Annotated in this window: 13 protein-coding genes; 2 read left to right on the top strand and 11 right to left on the bottom strand. The window is 55.4% G+C overall.

Annotated features, from left to right (window positions below):
* Positions 1–61: 61 nt before the first annotated feature.
* Positions 62–1,009 (bottom strand): heme o synthase, encoded by a 948-nt coding sequence (cyoE, locus tag DQG13_RS00315; RefSeq protein ID WP_258525386.1) that lies wholly within the window; start codon positions 1,007–1,009, stop codon positions 62–64.
* A 220-nt stretch (positions 1,010–1,229) separates the two neighbouring features.
* Here cyoE and DQG13_RS00310 point away from each other — a divergent pair, with 220 nt between their 5' ends.
* Both DQG13_RS00310 and gerQ read left to right on the top strand, forming a co-directional pair.
* Complete coding sequence (locus DQG13_RS00310; RefSeq protein ID WP_113017376.1) at positions 1,230–1,655, top strand: cell wall hydrolase; 426 nt, start codon at positions 1,230–1,232, stop codon at positions 1,653–1,655.
* A 46-nt stretch (positions 1,656–1,701) separates the two neighbouring features.
* Positions 1,702–2,136: a spore coat protein GerQ gene (gene gerQ / locus DQG13_RS00305; protein WP_397333917.1), complete on the top strand. Its 435-nt coding sequence runs from the start codon at positions 1,702–1,704 to the stop codon at positions 2,134–2,136.
* Positions 2,137–2,215: 79 nt separating this feature from the next.
* Here the strand turns inward: gerQ and DQG13_RS00300 are convergent, their stop codons facing one another.
* From DQG13_RS00300 to DQG13_RS00255, 10 genes are all read right to left on the bottom strand, one after another.
* Positions 2,216–2,872, bottom strand: a complete 657-nt coding sequence (locus DQG13_RS00300; protein ID WP_113017374.1) for a pentapeptide repeat-containing protein — start codon at positions 2,870–2,872, stop codon at positions 2,216–2,218.
* 58 nt (positions 2,873–2,930) lie between these two features.
* Positions 2,931–3,476 (bottom strand): DUF16 domain-containing protein, encoded by a 546-nt coding sequence (locus tag DQG13_RS00295; protein WP_113017373.1) that lies wholly within the window; start codon positions 3,474–3,476, stop codon positions 2,931–2,933.
* Positions 3,477–3,592: 116 nt separating this feature from the next.
* The gene (locus DQG13_RS00290) at positions 3,593–4,474 is read right to left on the bottom strand and encodes a DMT family transporter (RefSeq protein WP_113017372.1); all 882 of its coding nucleotides are present in this window, start codon (positions 4,472–4,474) and stop codon (positions 3,593–3,595) included.
* A 189-nt stretch (positions 4,475–4,663) separates the two neighbouring features.
* Positions 4,664–5,431 (bottom strand): DeoR/GlpR family DNA-binding transcription regulator, encoded by a 768-nt coding sequence (locus tag DQG13_RS00285; RefSeq protein WP_113017371.1) that lies wholly within the window; start codon positions 5,429–5,431, stop codon positions 4,664–4,666.
* Between the two features lie 408 nt (positions 5,432–5,839).
* A complete protein-coding gene (locus tag DQG13_RS00280) occupies positions 5,840–7,957 on the bottom strand; it encodes a heparinase II/III domain-containing protein (RefSeq protein ID WP_113017370.1) in 2,118 nt (705 codons plus the stop codon).
* On the bottom strand, positions 7,954–9,771 hold the full coding sequence (locus tag DQG13_RS00275) for a glycoside hydrolase family 35 protein (RefSeq protein WP_113017369.1): 1,818 nt from the start codon (positions 9,769–9,771) through the stop codon (positions 7,954–7,956). The genes DQG13_RS00280 and DQG13_RS00275 overlap by 4 nt, the downstream gene beginning before the upstream one ends.
* Positions 9,772–9,817: 46 nt before the next feature.
* Entirely contained in the window at positions 9,818–12,088 is a 2,271-nt protein-coding gene (locus DQG13_RS00270) for a helix-turn-helix domain-containing protein (protein WP_181592481.1), read from the bottom strand.
* 103 nt (positions 12,089–12,191) lie between these two features.
* Entirely contained in the window at positions 12,192–13,067 is an 876-nt protein-coding gene (locus tag DQG13_RS00265; protein ID WP_113017367.1) for a carbohydrate ABC transporter permease, read from the bottom strand.
* A 28-nt stretch (positions 13,068–13,095) separates the two neighbouring features.
* Complete coding sequence (locus DQG13_RS00260) at positions 13,096–14,010, bottom strand: ABC transporter permease (protein ID WP_258525384.1); 915 nt, start codon at positions 14,008–14,010, stop codon at positions 13,096–13,098.
* A gap of 70 nt (positions 14,011–14,080) precedes the next feature.
* Complete coding sequence (locus tag DQG13_RS00255; protein WP_113017366.1) at positions 14,081–15,691, bottom strand: type 2 periplasmic-binding domain-containing protein; 1,611 nt, start codon at positions 15,689–15,691, stop codon at positions 14,081–14,083.
* Between the last annotated feature and the right edge of the window lie 282 nt (positions 15,692–15,973).

Genomic DNA, 15,973 nt, shown 5'->3' with positions numbered 1-15,973 from the left:
TATCCGTCCATCTCTTTTCATGAAAAAGGAGGAACCCTTTGCGGATTCCCCCTGCGTTGGCTTACCGTCCTATAGTATCAATCACCATAATAATAAACAGGATGGTCAAATAGTTAATCGAATAGAGAAATACCCCTTTGGACCATTGAATATCGTCCTTGGCCGAGAAGCCGCGGGCGCATAATATCACCCACACCACCCCCAGGATAAGGGATGCAACCAAGTAGATCAGCCCCACATAATCATACGTATAAAGAAGCAGCGAAACCGGCACCAGCGGAATCACATACCGCATCATGCTGATCTTGGTCGGGCGGTTTCCCTTCACCACCGGCAGGAGCGGGTACCCGGCAGCACGGTATTCCTCCTTCCTGCGGATGCCCAGCGCCCAGAAGTGGGGGGGCTGCCACAGAAACAGAATCAGAAACAGGATCAGCGCCCCTTCATCCACTCTCCCCGTCACAGCCGAATAGCCGATTACCGGAGGAACCGCACCGGAAATGGCGCCGACAACCGTGCTCCATACAGAAGTGCGCTTAAGCCAGGCGGTATATACCCATACATAAACGAATAAACCGAGGAATCCCAGCCCGGCAGCAAGCGGGTTCACCAAAAAACCAAGAATATTCAACCCGATAACCGCCAGGAATATACCATACGCCAGCACAACCTTAGGCATTAAAACACCAGCCGGCAGCACCCTGTCTTTAGTGCGCTCCATTTTGGCGTCCATATCCCGGTCCAGATAATTATTCAGCACACACCCGGCCGCCATAACCAGTGCCGTCCCCAAAAGAGTCCACAGCAGCAACAGCCAGTCTGCCTCCAGCTTGGAAGCAATCCAGAATCCCCCGAAGGTGGTAATCAAATTGGACATCAGAATGCCGGGTTTGGTTACTTGCACGAAATCCCGCCAACTTAGCTTGCGCGCCGCAGTAAAGGCAGCAGTGGAAGCCTCTGCTGTTGCGGAGTCATAGCGGTCTTGCCTCTCTATCGCAGCTTGTTCCACGAAGCAGCCTCCTCCCTTTTATCTTTCATTATAATGATTATAATATCAATGCTCCGTCCCTTTGACAACTAAACAGGAAAGCCAAAGTCAGGCAACAGGTCAATCCTTCGCTTTTTTTCAAGTTTCCGGCGTTTCGGGTTTGTCCTCCATGAATGTTCCGACCGGGCATGCGCATAGATTGAACAAGAGGCTGGTTTTTTGCGGCGGAAGGAGTGACGGCATGGCAGTAATCAAAACAAACTCGGAGCAGACCAAGCTTCTTGCCAGGCTCATGCGGGCAGAGGCCGAGGGCGAAGGCGAGCTGGGGATGCTGATGGTAGGCAATGTGGGCGTAAACCGGGTTCTGGCCAATTGCCTGGATTTCAAGAATATCCGGGATTTGCAGCAGATGGTCTTCCAGCGGCCAGGCGGATTTGAGGCAACTGTAAAGGGTTATTTTTACCAAAGGGCCCGCGACCGGGACATCCGGCTGGCTGAGCGGGTGATCAGAGGGGAGCAGCAGCATCCGGCGTCCAACTCCCTATGGTTCTTCCGGCCTTCCGGAGCCTGTCCGTCTCAGTGGTACAATCAGCCGCATTCAGGAAGGTACAAAAACCATTGCTTTTTTTCTCCTACAGCCGAGAATTGCCCGGCGGTTTACAGGTAGCCGCCTCACATTTTCCATCCATTAAAGGAGGTTTGTATTCACAATGATGAACTACCCCTATGGCAAGCCTGCCCCTTACCAGTATCAGGGCGCAATGCAGGCTCAATCGGCTGCCCCCCCTTTATATCCCGCTTCCGGGTCCGTGATCCCGGGTACGCCCACAACTCCCGCACCGGGCAGTCTTGTTCCCGGGCAGCTGCCGCTGGAGCAATCCTACATTGAGAACATTCTGCGGCTGAACTTGGGAAAAATGGCAACCCTCTACATGACCTATGAAAACAACCGGGAATGGAACGCCAAAATCTTCAAAGGCAAGCTGGAAGCGGCCGGCCGGGACCATATCATTATCAGCGACCCGCAAACCGGGATGCGTTACCTGCTGTTGATGGTGAATCTGGATTACATCACCTTCGATGAGCCGCTGAATTACTATTACCCGCTTCATACGGGTCAAGCAGCAGCTCCGGCGCAGCCGCGGTAAGATTGCCAAAGAAAAAAGAACGGGTTTCCGGATTGCCGGGAGCCCGTTTTTCGTTCTGGCTGTCTGGAAATAACATGAGCTATTCCTTAATAACCAATCCAAAAAGCGGGGCCAGCAACCCGGCTTGGGAGGCGTCAATCACACAGCCCTTCAGATCCTCCGGCTCCGCAGACAACGACAGAAAATCACAGCTGCTCAGGTCGATGCCCAAAAGGGCGGTTCCGGACAAAATAGCCTGCTCCAGTTTTACTGTCTCCAACTGGGTGTGCTGCCAGGAGGAATGGTAGCAATCCGCATGAGCCATGGAGCTTTGCCTGATCTGCACATGCCGCCAATCATTGAAGCGGAGGGCGGCATATCCCAGATTGCACTCCTCCACAGTCACATCCCGCCAGACGGAATCGGTAAAATTGGTCCCCAGCAGCTTGCAATGGCGGAAGGACACTCTATGGAGCGCCCCTTCCTGAAAATCCATGTTGGACAAATCGCAGTTTTCAAATATCACATCCAGGAATTCGGCATTGGGCAATACCGCTCCGCTGAGTGATACATTGCGGAACAGGACACCGTCAAACCGCACCTTGCGGGTCTGCCAATGGCCAAGCTCCATATCCGCAAATTCGGTGGTCTCCACCAGTTGACCATCCTCCGGCTGGGGAAACGATGCATCCGCTTTGTCAAGCGCCGAAGGCAGTGCCGGGGCCGACGGCCCAGAGATTTTCTTTTTGATTGCCAATTGTATTGCCTCCTTGTCTTCATTGAGGAAAAAAGGACACCTTTCGGCGTCCTGGTCATTAACTGCTCTGGATTTTCACCTTGAGGAGCTCTACATCCTCTTCAGTCCGGGCCATAATATTCCGGTGGGCTTCAAAACGGAAGGAAATCACCGTCTTCATTTCCGTCAAATCCTCCGCGCTGGCCGCCACCTGGTCAAAGGTCAGATCAAGCTTGTACTCCAGCTTGTCCAGTTGATGCTCCACCTTACCCAAACGTTGCTCTACCTTGTCCATATGTTGCTCTACCTTGTCCATGCGGACTTCCAGCTTATCCATACGGTCTTCCAGCTTGTCCATACGGGTTTCTAACTTATCCATGCGTTCTTCCAGCTTGTCCATACGCGCTTCTAACTTATCCATACGTTCTTCCAGCTTGTCCATGCGCGCTTCTAATCTATCCATACGTTCTTCCAGCTTATCCATACGCGCTTCTAACTTGTCCAGGCGTTGGTCTACCTGGTCCAAACGCCGGTGCACTTCCCGGAACCCTTCCCGCTGCTCCTGGGTCAATACAGCGAGCTGCTGCTGGAAACCGACCATAAACTCCATAAGCTTCTCTTCCATTCTCAACTAACCTCCTTATTTATAGAGACAGAGAAATGGAAAAGATGCTTTCTTTTCCTGCAAATCACTCTTCTGATGTCATTGTAGCAAAAAGGGACGGGCTTGAAAAGACATGTTCAGATGCCCAGAAAAGCAATCAGCAGGATGCCGGAAAGCACAATGGAGGAGGCAGCCAGTCTCCGTGCCGGGAAACTCTCCTTTAAAAAAGCCAGCCCCAGCACCGTGCCGAACACAATGCCAATCTCCCGCAAAGGCGCTAGGGACGCCACTTGAGCCTCCCGGATGGCAAACAGAAACAGGAGGTACGAGCCTGGCGATAGAAGCGCTCCCAGCAAAATCGTGCTCCAGCCGGATGTAAAAAAACGCTTTATCTGCCGGCCTTGCCGTACAACAGCCGGTGTCAGCCCAAGCACAAAGCCGATATTCGTTACCTCCAGAAGTGAAATCGGCGACATATGCTGCAAATTCCACTTGTCGACCAAAGTGTAGCAGGTGATGGTCAGACCTACGCCCAACGCCATCGCCACCGGATGTGTCCAAATGGAGAAGGCAACGTGTTTCGCTGTACGGTCGGGTAAACTTGGATTGCGGCCGCCTTTTCCCATCACGGCAAAACCTGCCAACATCAGCGCGATTCCCAGCCAACCCCACAAGGTCAAGCGCTCCCCCAAAAAGCATGCTCCCACCAACGGGATTAACAAAGTGGGGGTTCCCCGCATCACCGGGTAAACCTGGGACAAATCGCCGCGTCTGTAAGTGTGCGACAGCAGCCAGGCATAAAATGCCTGCAAAGCGGCGGAGCAAACAAGCATCCCCAGCGCCGCGGGAGAATACGCCGACAGGCTCATTTCACCAATCAGCACAGGCAGCAGCAGGATCGTTGACGGCATAAAAATGCACCATAAAAATGCGGCTTTGTCCTTGCTGCTTTTGGTGAACAGGTTCCATACCGCATGGGCCAGTCCGGAGCATATAACCAATAATATGGAGAGTGACATCGGAGCATCCACATCCTTTTATCCGCAATAAACTCAATTAAAATCATAAATTCACACATAAACGTATTTAAACACACATCATACTCCAAAAAAGAGACCTGAACGACATCCGCTGCCGTCCAAGCCATAAGCTTTCGCCACTCCCCTGAAAATAACATCCTCCATGCCGCAGGGCGGGCCAGATGTTTTTCACTTGCAAATCACTTCAATTCCCCTCTGCCGGAAGGCCTCCACAAATTCCGGATCAACGCCGGAATCCGTAATCAGGCATTCCACCTCATCCGCCCCGCAAACCTTCAGCAGGGAAACCGCTCCAAGCTTGCTGCTGTCCGCCAGGGCAATGGCGCGTTTGGCGTTTTTCAGCATCACCTTTTTCACCTGCACCTCGCCGATGCCGTAATCCGTGATCCCCTCCTCCAGAGTGGCCCCGCTGATGCTCATGAAGAATAAATCCGCATGGAACATGGCGGTAAACTGCTCTGCCAGCTCGCCGATGATGCTTTGCTCCTCATTGTGGAGCACACCGCCGGGGAGAATAATCCGGTACCCGGGCATGTCTGTCAGCTCCTGGGCAATGGCCAGGGAATTGGTGATCACCGTCAACCGGGATACCTGGCCCTTCAGTAGCCGGGCCAGCTGGTGGTTGGTGGTGCTGGCATCCATAGCGATGGACATGCCCTCCTTCACATAACGGGCGGCAATGCGGGCCACCTCCCGCTTTTCCTCCACATACGCTGCCTCGCGCATGTTCAGAGGAAGCTCCTTCGTATAGTCCAGCTGGGACAGAACAGCTCCCCCATGAACCCGGCGCAGGCGGCCCGCCTTCTCCAGAAGCTCCAGGTCCCGGCGGACCGTCTCGAAGGATACGCCGAACAGCTCCATCAAATCGGAGGCTTTGATGGCCTTCTCCTCTTGAATTTTCTCCAGGATTGCCTGGTGCCGCTGCTGGGCAAACATGTCCCGTTCCCCTTTCCGTGTGCCGTTAATGTCAATATTCTACCACAGCAGAGCCAGGGCGATCGACATGGATAGCGAAGGCCAGCCTATTGTTCGTTTTTCATTTGTTGGCAGCCCGACTTCCGCATGAGACAGTCTGAAGAGCTTGAGCGTGTTGAGCTATCCTGCAATAGTGCAGTTATTTCTGACTATAGCGCCTATTTTGCTTTCCCATCCTGCAATAGTGCATCTATTCTTCGCTGAAACCTTCAGATTGGCAAAATCCGCCGGAAATAAATGCACCTTTGCATTTTGGCTTCCCACTGAAACGGATAACCGATAAAATAAATGCACTTTTGCATTTTGAAGCATAGACGGGGAGGCAAACGCCGGCTTTACGGTAACCTCTTTACGGCAACCTCTTTACGGTTACCCAAACACGGGAGCTTCTCCGTTCCAGGCCAACACAATCCGGCCAAGCGGGGATTCCTCCACCATGAGCCGCCCATCTTCTCCAAGCTCCGCCCGGATAACCCCCTGCAGCCCGCACTTGGCCGACCCGGCCGCATCATAATGAAAGAAATGGAGGAACACCGTCACTCCTCCGCCTTCCACACGGCGGACAAGAGTGTGCCGCCGCCTTCCCGCGGGATTGCCCGGCGTAATCGCACTAAGCAGGGTTGAAGGACGGGAGCACCAGGCATATTGGGTCAGTTTCCCCTTGTCTGCCGCCCATACAAGAGGCTTGACTGCGCCCGGCTCCAGAGAAAGACAACGGGGGTTCCGGAACAACGCCGGGTCCAGGCGGCAAAACGTCTCCTCCGTGGGCTCCCCAAGCAAATCCGGGGTCCCCTCCAGCGTTCCGTCCACATGTAGGAGAAGGTCCGCCTGCCGGCGGTCAGGCAGATGCACCTTCACCGCGTCTACCACCCAATTGTCCCGAACAAGGCAGGTCCTTGCCAGCTCCACTCCTTGATAAGACGGCTCATCCCACGGCCGCAGCTCCTCGGGAAGGACGATGCAATCCTTCAACAAATAGTCCTCCTGCTTCCAGTCCACTGCCGCACATACCCAGGAGCCCCAAGCCTCCCGGCCAAACCCCAGCCGCCTGCCGTCCGCAGGGGGCTGATCCATGCCATTCACTGCCACCGTATTATGGGAAAAGGTATGCTTGAACCAGCCGTAATGCAAGGGCATGGCGTAAGGCACAGTTCCGGCATCCTCCAAAAGGGGAATGCCCCAAGCCGACAGGGACAGATTCAGCTGGTCCATATGGTCATGCTCGCCGCCGAAGGGGCCATGCTTCACCGTCAGGTGAAGCCCCTCCGCCCCGGGCAGCCTGGTCAGCCCGGAGCCTGCCGAGGACTGGGGCTGCTCTACAAAGCGGCGCAGCTCCTTCATGGCCTCTCCATCCTCAGCCTCCAGATTCATGCCAAAGCAAAGGGCAAATACCGAATCCCGCTCCATCGGCCGGTAGCCGGGCAGAGAGAGAGGCGGCAGCGCCCCTTCCAGCCCGTACGCCGTCCGCAGATAAGCCCGGTACCGGGCATCTCCGAACCAGGCCAGCCCCAGCTCGTAATACGGCGCATATGTGCCGATATTCACCACGCTGGTGGCGTCATGGCGCCGGAGAAAGGTGCCGTCGGGCTGGATAAACCGGAGGGGGAAATCCAGCATCCTGCGGATAGGCTCCATGCCGCGGATATCCCAGGGTGTGTTCTCCACCGCCCAGCCGTACTGGAGAATGGGATGCAGGGCGTAGAAGTGGTAGTGAACAACCCCTTCATACCACAGACCATCCTCCAGAACACCCCGCTGAAGCTGGTCCAAAAGCCCGTATTCCCCCTCCAGCCCTGCCCGGTGAATCTCCTCATCCTCCAGCAAAAAGCCCAACAGTGAAATAGCCGAGGTGATCAGCACCGCATGGTTGTGGATCTGGGCTTCCTTGTGGGCAATAAGAAAGTCCGCGCAGGGCCGCAGCAGCCCCCGGCAGACGGCTTCCTCCTCCGCTGCATCAAACGAGCTGCGGAGCATCAGAAACGCCAGCCCCAGCTCCAAGATCCAGTGGGCTTCTTCCAGGGTCTGGGCAAACAGCTTGCCCGGCCCGTTGTAGGGGATATCCCCGTGAATTTCCCAGCCCTCATAATACCGGGCATAATCCAACAGAATATCCCGCACCCGCCGGATATAATCCTCCCGGCCGTCCAGGCTGCCGCACAAGGCCATGTGGAAAGCGCCGGTGCCCATGGAATGATGGGCCAGTCCGATCCAGCAGGCATCGTAGCGCTGCCCCGTATACACCCTGCCGCACACCGAACAGCGGTGCTCCCGGGGCCGACTCCAGTCAAACATCAGTCTGCCCGCATCCTCCCGGCAGTGGTAATAGTGGCCCCACTCCCCCCGGTCTCCGGCAGACATGCGAAACCGGACAGCAAAAGCCTCCTCCGCTTTCAGGCGCAAACGCTCCAGAGCGGGAGCGAACTCCGGCAGCCGGGCATTGGCGCAGGCTCGTTCCAGAAATCCCACATGCTGTTGTCCCGGACTCATGCCTGTTCCTCCTCCGCTGCCTTCGGACCGCTCCCCAGCTCAGGCCGCTCCTGAAGCACAACCGCCGCCTTGTCCGTATGATGCAGCTCCAGCACGGTCAGCTCATTCCAGCCCTGCCGCAGAAGCGGGCCCGGCAGATACAGGGTTTGCTGCGGTCCTTCGGACCAGTACCTTCCCAGGTTGAAGCCATTGATCCAGACCACTCCCTTGGTCCAGCCCTCCAGCCGGACGAAGGTGTCGCCGCAGACCTCCGCGTGGAAGCCGCCCCGGTAAAAGGCAGGCCGGTCCCCTTGCGCAGCCGCAGATGCAGGTGCAGGTATAGCCGCCCCCGTTCCCTCTCCCGCAACCGCAAAGGGCAGCTCCGCCACCGAATCGAAGGGAAGAGGATAGATGGTCCAGCCAAACTGGAACTGATTGTTCAGCCGCACCCCTTCCGTAATCCCCTTGCGGTCCATCAGCCGGGGCCCATAGTTGACCCGGCCCATATTCTCCACCAGAATCCGCAGGCGCGCCCCTTCAGACGGAACTGTCACCGGGAGCGGCCGGGGGTCCCAGCGCTCCACTGTGCCGATAAACCTCTCCTCCAGAAACACCAGCGCCCGGTCATGCACCTCCTGAAGATGCAGCAGCTCCTCCGTGCGCGGTCCGGTAAGGAAGGTCTCATACAAGATAAAGCCGTAGCCCTGGCCCAGCCCTTCCATAGGCTCCGGCGCTGTCCGGGCCACAGGCACGCCGAGCTGCCCCACCGCATCCAGCAAATCCAGCCGCTCTGCCAGCTCCACCTCCCCGTAAGCGCATGTGGCCGCAGGCGCAGGCATAACCACCGGCGCCGGGCCAAAATGCTTCTCCAGCACCTTTTTCACCGCTTCGTATTTGGGCGTATACTCCCCGCTTTCCGACAAGGGCGCGTCATAATCGTAGCTGGTCACTGTGGCTTCATACTTGGCGTCATAATTGGCCCCATTGTAAAACCCGAAATTGGTCCCCCCGTGGAACATATAAAAATTCACCGACGCCCCCAGAGTGAGCATCCGGTCCAGCACCTCCGCCGTGTCTCCGGCCTCCCGGGTGTGATGAGGGGTCAGCCAATGGTCAAACCAGCCGTTCCAATATTCCATACAAACCAGCGGATCGGCAGGACGGTATTGGCGGAAGGTCTGAAACGCCTCCTCCGGCCGGGAGCCGAAATTCACCGTAGCCAATGTCCCCGGCAAGGTCCCTCCCTGCAGCATACCGTCCTCCGGGCCGTCCGACGTAAACAAGAGCACATCCACGCCGCGGCGGAGAAGCCCCTGGCGCAGATAATCCAGGTAGGCCTTGTCATTGCCGTAGCTGCCGTATTCGTTCTCCACCTGCACCGCCAGCACCGGTCCGCCCCGGCTGGACAAGAGGGGCAGCAGCACCGGAATCAGCGCGTCATAATAGGCGTCCACCTTGGACAGATACAATTCGTCCATACACCGCAGCCGGATGCCGGGATAACCCAGCAGCCAGGCGGGCAAACCGCCGAATTCCCATTCGGCGCAGATGTACGGGCTGGGGCGGAGGATCACATGAAGCCCCAGCTCTCCGGCCAGCCGCACAAAACCGGCCACATCCGCCAGCCCGCTGAAGCAGAACTCCCCTTCCTTGGGCTCATGAAGATTCCACGGGATATAGGTTTCCACTGTATTGAAGCCGCATGCCCGGAGCTTCAACAGCCGGTCCCGCCAATACTCCGGCACCACCCGGAAATAATGGATAGCCCCGGACACCATCCGGAAAGGCTCTCCGTCCAAATAAAACCGGCCATCGGCCGCTTTCAGCATATTCATGACAATCCGTTTCCTCCTGTCTTCGCACTACCAGACACGCCGCCCCCTACTCTCCCTTGCGGTATTGTCCGGGGGTAATGCCCTCGTAGCGCTTGAACACCCGGATGAAGGTATTGCTGTTGGTGAAACCCACCTTCTCCGTAATGTCGTTGATGGTTTCATTGGTTTCCGTAAGCAGCCGCTTGGCCAGCCGCACCCGCTGGAGATTGACGTAATCAATGAAGGTTTCCCCGGTCTGCTCCTTGAAGAAGCGGGACAGATACGGGCCGTTCAGATTAAACTCCAGCGACAGGGCGCCCAGGCTCAAATTCATATCGGACAGATGCTCCTCAATATATTCCAGCACCTGCTCCTTCAGGCCGGTATTGTGGCTGCGCTTCCTGGCGTCAATAAAGTCGCATACCGTCCGGAGGAACTGGTAGATCATATTTTCCATCTCGGCAAAAGTTTCCCCGCCCAGCAGCCGGCCGATCAGCTCGCTTTTTTCCCCGGCCAGGCCGTCATCCTGGGGCTCAATATGCTCGGTGGCCTTCAACATGGTGCCGATCAGCTCGAACATCAATAGCTTGCCGGATTGCAGGGACAGGATGCCGCCGGACAAATTGGTGGAAATCAGGGTGCTGACCGCCATCATGGCCTCCTCATATTGGCCGGTTTTAATGTGGTTGATCAGCTGCCGCTCCATGTCCAGCGGGTAAAACAGCTCGTTTTTGGAGGCGCGGATGCGCTCGTAGGGAATAATCAGGCTCTGGCCGATGACAAATTTGTAGGACAGGGCCTCCAGCGCCTCCTCGTAGCATTGGGGAATGCTGCTTTGGGACAAATGAATATTGCTGACTCCGATGGTCAGTTGGATCAGGAACTTGTTCTGGATAATCTCCTGGGCTTCCTTCGCCTTGTCCAGAAGACCCTCCAATGCTCCCGGCTCAGGCCCCTCCTCCCCGTTCAGATTCACCAGGAAGGCGGCCATGCCGTCGATTTCCGTAGAATAGACCGTATGCTCCTGGGCCAAGAGCTCCTCGGAGATATTGCTGACGATGAGATGGACAAACTGGAGACGGCTCTCCTCATCCATCTGCTGTTCGGGATGGAACAGCCCCTGATAGGACCCGATGTAAAACAGCAGCACGGCAAAATGGCTTCCCGCAAACTGATATCCGAAGGAATCCAGGGACTGGGCCAGGGCTACTCCCTGCTCCACTCTCCCCTTCAGCAGCCGGGCGAGAAAATGCTTGCTCAGCGCCTCATTCTGCTGCCGGATGGTTTTTTCCGCCACATCCAGGTTTTGCTGATGCTCGGACATAAACCGGTCCAGCAGGGTAAATTCATTTTTGATCTCATTCAGGTTGGCCTTCACCCGGGGAGACACCGTATCCACCATCCGCCGGATGGGCAGATAGTTGCGCCTGGTCAGCCAAAAGGCCAAGCAGCCGCCAATCAGCAAGGACAGCGCCATGGAGGCATAAATCCAGTTTTGCAGCTGGCTGACCTTGGCGGAATAAATTTTGGTGGGCACAATGGACACATATTTCCAGTCATTTTCCTCCGAAGAGACGTAGGAGATGGTATTATGCCGATCCACCACCGTCCCCAGCTCGCCCTCCAGACCCTGGAAATCCATGTCGGCAGCCGGAATACGCTCTCCCACCCACATCACGGGACGGCTTTGGGCATCCACAATAACCACACTTCCCGATTTGGCCAATTGGATACTGGAGATGGCCGTCTTCAGACTGTCCGTATTCAGGAGCACCACCAAGGTGGCGGGAGCCTGGCTCATTTCCTGCAAAGGCAGGGACTGGATGTAAGACAGATCCCCTGCTGTCATGCTTTCCATAACGCCGGGGAATTTCTTCTCCATCATAGCCCGCCACCCGTCCTGGGTGATGTCCTTGCCGGTATAAAAATTCCGGAACAAAATATCCGCTTCCGCCATGGTAGAGGTGCTGACCCCCAAACCCGGCTGCTTCAAAAAAATATAGAAGTCCATAATATCCCCGTTGGAGGCCGCGTACGTTTGCAGCGTAGGGATCAGGTCCAAGGTCTCCAGCTTAAATTCGGGGGAACCGTAGTCTTTTTTTTCCAAATAACGAAGCACCTTGGGCTCCAGCGAAAGCTGCAGGCCCATTTTTTTCATATTCCGCACCTGGGCGTCCATGGACTGCTTCACTTGAATCAACAGCGCCTCGTTGGAGCGGATTACCTCTGAATTGAGGAGATGCTGGGAGCGCAGCAGCACAGCCAAGGTGATCATAATGGGAATGCACAGAATCACCAGACTGGAGCCAAGCCAGAACAAAAATACGCTTCGTTTCAACCCGATTGCCCCCTTCTGCTTCAAGCTCGGATACCGTTGTTCAGATCCTCTATCCATTATACTTCATTATCGGCAAAACCCGATAAAAGCGCACTGCCGCTTCCTACTCCTTAACCGCTCCCACCATAACCCCTTTGACAAAGTATTTTTGCAAAAAGGGATAGACCAGAAGGATGGGCACGGTGGCCACCATAATAGTCGCGTATTTGATGCTCAGCCCGATGGCTTGGGAGTCGGCTACCGACACCTCCGTCATCATGGAGTCCGTGCTGTTCATCACCAGAATCTCCCGCAAAATCAGCTGCAGAGGGAACATGCTTCTGTCCCGCATAAAGAGCATGGCGTTAAACCAGGCGTTCCAATGGGCTACCCCGTAATACAGAATCATCACGGCGATAACCGGCATGGACAAGGGGAGCACAATCTGTGCCAGAATCCGGAACTCTCCGGCCCCGTCTATTCGTGCGGATTCAATCAGGCTCTCCGGCAAGGCTTCCATGGAGGTGCGCATGATGATCAAATTCCAGGTGCTGATGGCAACGGGAATGGTCAGGGCCAGGTAGCTGTTGCCCATGTGGAGGGCGTTGTTGATGAGAAGGTAGGTGGGAATAAGGCCGCCGCTGAAATACATGGTGAACACGATGGCCACCATAATGAACTTGCGCAGGGCAAATCTGCGGGACAGGGAATACGCCCCCAGAGTGGTGAAGAACAGATTGATCAGGGTGCCGAAAACCAGCACAATGATGGTGTTCATGTATCCCGTGCCGATATTGGGGTTGATGAGCACTGCCTTGAAGGCGGACCAATTGAAGCCCAGAGGCCGCAGCAGCAGCCCGGAATGCTGGATCAGCTGGTTGGAGTCGCTGATGGAGGCCACGGCTACATAATAGAAGGGATACAGGGTGGCGATCATCAGGAGAATCATAAGAATGCCATTGACAATATCAAAAGCCCGTTCGGATGCGCTTGGTTTCATGTTGTCCTCCTAAGTGAGCGTAATCGTTCTACCACAGCCGGTTCCCGGAGAAACGGCGGGATATGCTGTTGGCGCTGATCAGCAGCACAAAGTTAATGGCAGACTGGAACAGCCCCACGGCGGTGGTATAGCTGTAATCATTCCCCTGGGCCAAGCCCATCCGGTACACAAAGGAGGAGATCACATCGCCGGTCTCATAGGTGTTGGGATTATAGAGCAGAATGATCTTTTCAAAGCCCACATCCATCAAGCCGCCGATCCGCAGAATAAGCAGGATCATGATGGTGGGGACAAGACCAGGCAGGGTGATGCTCCAAATTTGCCGGAACCGGCCTGCACCGTCCACCCGGGCTGCCTCATACAAATCCGGGTTAATGCCGGAGAGCGCCGCCAGATAAATAATGGAGGCCCAGCCTACCTCCTGCCAGACGGAGGAGGTCACGAAGATGGTCCGGAAGTTATGGGGATTGTTCAGCAGCGACCCGCTTTCCCCGCCAAAAAATTCAATAATCGATTGGATGACGCCGCCGCGGTTGGTAAAATCGATAATCAGCCCGCAGATGACTACCAGGGAAATAAAGTGGGGCAGATACGATACGGTCTGCACCATGGACTTGAACCATTTCACCCTGATCTCATTCAGGAGCAGAGCCAGAAGGATGGGAGCGGGAAAACCGAAAATCAGGTTGTAAAAGCTGATGAAAAAGGTGTTGCGCAGCACGCGGCCAAAATAATAGCTGCCGAAGAAGGTCCGGAAATGCTCAAAGCCCACCCAGTCGCTGCCCCAGATTCCTTTTGCCACACTGTAATCCTTAAAGGCTATAACCGCACCGTACATGGGAAGGTATTTAAAAACAAAGAAATACAGCACCACGGGCAGCACCATCAGATAGATGGCCCGGTTTTTGCTTATGTCCTTCATAAGATATCGCATGGCTTGCATGGAAAACCACTTCCTTATCCGATAGTTCACAGAAAAAGGGGAGGGATGCCCGCCCCTCCCCTGCCTGCTTTTAGCGTTTGTTGTACCGGTCCACGGCAGCCTGCTGGATTTCGATGGCGCGGTCAATGTTCATCTTTTTCAACTGGTCCAAAACCTTGCTGTAGTTCTCCACCTTTTCCACACCCATGATGGTCCGCGTCAGGGATTCATTGAGATAGGTGTTCACCTCGGTCATGATTTTGGCCAATTCTTTGGATTCATCGGTGGTCAGGCTGATCGGCGGCATCAGCACGGAATAGGCGTTATTGGCATACTTGGCAAACAGCTTCACCGCATCCTTTTGCTGCTGCAGCTGATAATACTGGTCGTTGTAGCGGTCATCGTCGATGCCGGAGAAGGAGTAGTTGGCGATAAAATATTTGGCCATGGCCTGGCCTAACGGCAGGTTGTCCGGATTCTTCAGGATCAGGTCCGTATATTTGGGCTGGCCGTTCTCCATAGTGTAGGTCTGGCCCTCCACACCGAAGTTCTTCAGGAGCGCCCCTTCCTTGCCGTACAAGTAATCCAGCGCCTTGATAGTTTCCTCCGGGTGCTTGTTGGACTTGGTGATGACGGTGCCCACATTGTCATATTCCCAGGTGGCCTGCACGAACTTGGGCTGGTCTCCCTTGTTCAGCACCGGATATTGCACGCCGACCAGATTGGCCTTGGGCTGCTCCTTCTGGAGGGCCGGCAGCAGGCTGCCCATAGAGCCGCCGATATAGCCGAAGAAAGCGCCGGCTTTGCCGGAGGAAACCTTGGAATCCATGGTTTTGGAATCGTTGGAGGCAAAGTCCGGATCGATAAGCCCTTCCTTGTACCAGCGCTGCATGGTTTCCAGATAATCCTTGAAGGCGGGCTGATAAGGGCCGAAGGCCACCTTGCCGTTATTGATATAGAAGCTGTTGGATACGCCGTACGCTCCGGCAAAATCGTATTGGGCGATGGCATAGTTTTTGTTGGACGTGAAGGGGATAGCGCTTTTCTTTTCCTTAAAAGCCTTCAGGACGGTTTCCCATTCGGCGATGGTTTCCGGCGCTTTGAGGCCCAGCTCGTCCAGCCAGTCCTGGCGGATCATCATGCCGCTGAAGGTTTTGTACTGGCCGTTTTCGCCTACTCTCAAGTGGGGCATGGTGTAGATGTCGCCGTTATCGGATTTGATTTGCTTGGCTACCTGGGGATTTTCCTCGAGAATCTTCTTCAGGTTGGGCGCGTACTTGTCGATCAGATCATTCAGCTTGATGATCAGGCCGTCATTGTACATTTTGGCGGTGCCGCCCTGCACATTGGCCCAGTTCCACAGCATGGCGTCCGGCAGGTTGTTGGAGGCGATCATCACCCCGTATTGCTGAACCACATCAGGCGTAGTGGTTCCGGAAGGATGCTGGAAGGTCCACTTCACATTGGTTTTCTTCTCCCACTCTCCCACCATGGGCAGCTCGCTCAGGCTTTTGATAACAGCCAGGGCATTGGGGTTCAGCGGCGTCCAGAAGGTCAGCTTCGCCGTCTCCGCGGCGCTCTGGGAGGCGGCGGGGCTTCCGGCTGCGGGAGAAGCGGTGCTTCCGCTGCCCGAGCTTCCGCAGGCCGCCGTCAACGATAAGGCTAGAACAGAAGCGGTAATGGGTAACCAAGATTTTTTCATCCTTTTACACTCCCCAGTTTGATTTTGTGCAGCCGCTTTTATAATTGAAGATCGGGGCTCTTGACTTGAATCAGGAGCGTCCGGCGGCTTGATGTCCTGACTATACGATGCGGAACCGGCACTCGTATATCGGCGATTCATTCCCGGTCCATTTTTCTTTGCAAAAGGGTATCGGCTTTTTTTGCACGGATCGCACGCAGATGACATTGAAGGGCTGCGGCGGGTTTGTTTGTAGGCCGGCAAAGCCTGCGGCATCGGCTTTTTTTTAAGTTTTCGTCAGTT

It is taken from the genome of Paenibacillus sp. YN15, from assembly GCF_003285005.1.
GTDB lineage: Bacteria > Bacillota > Bacilli > Paenibacillales > NBRC-103111 > Paenibacillus_AR.
Note: the sequence above shows the minus strand (reverse complement) of the source record. Positions and strands in the feature narration are given on the sequence as shown.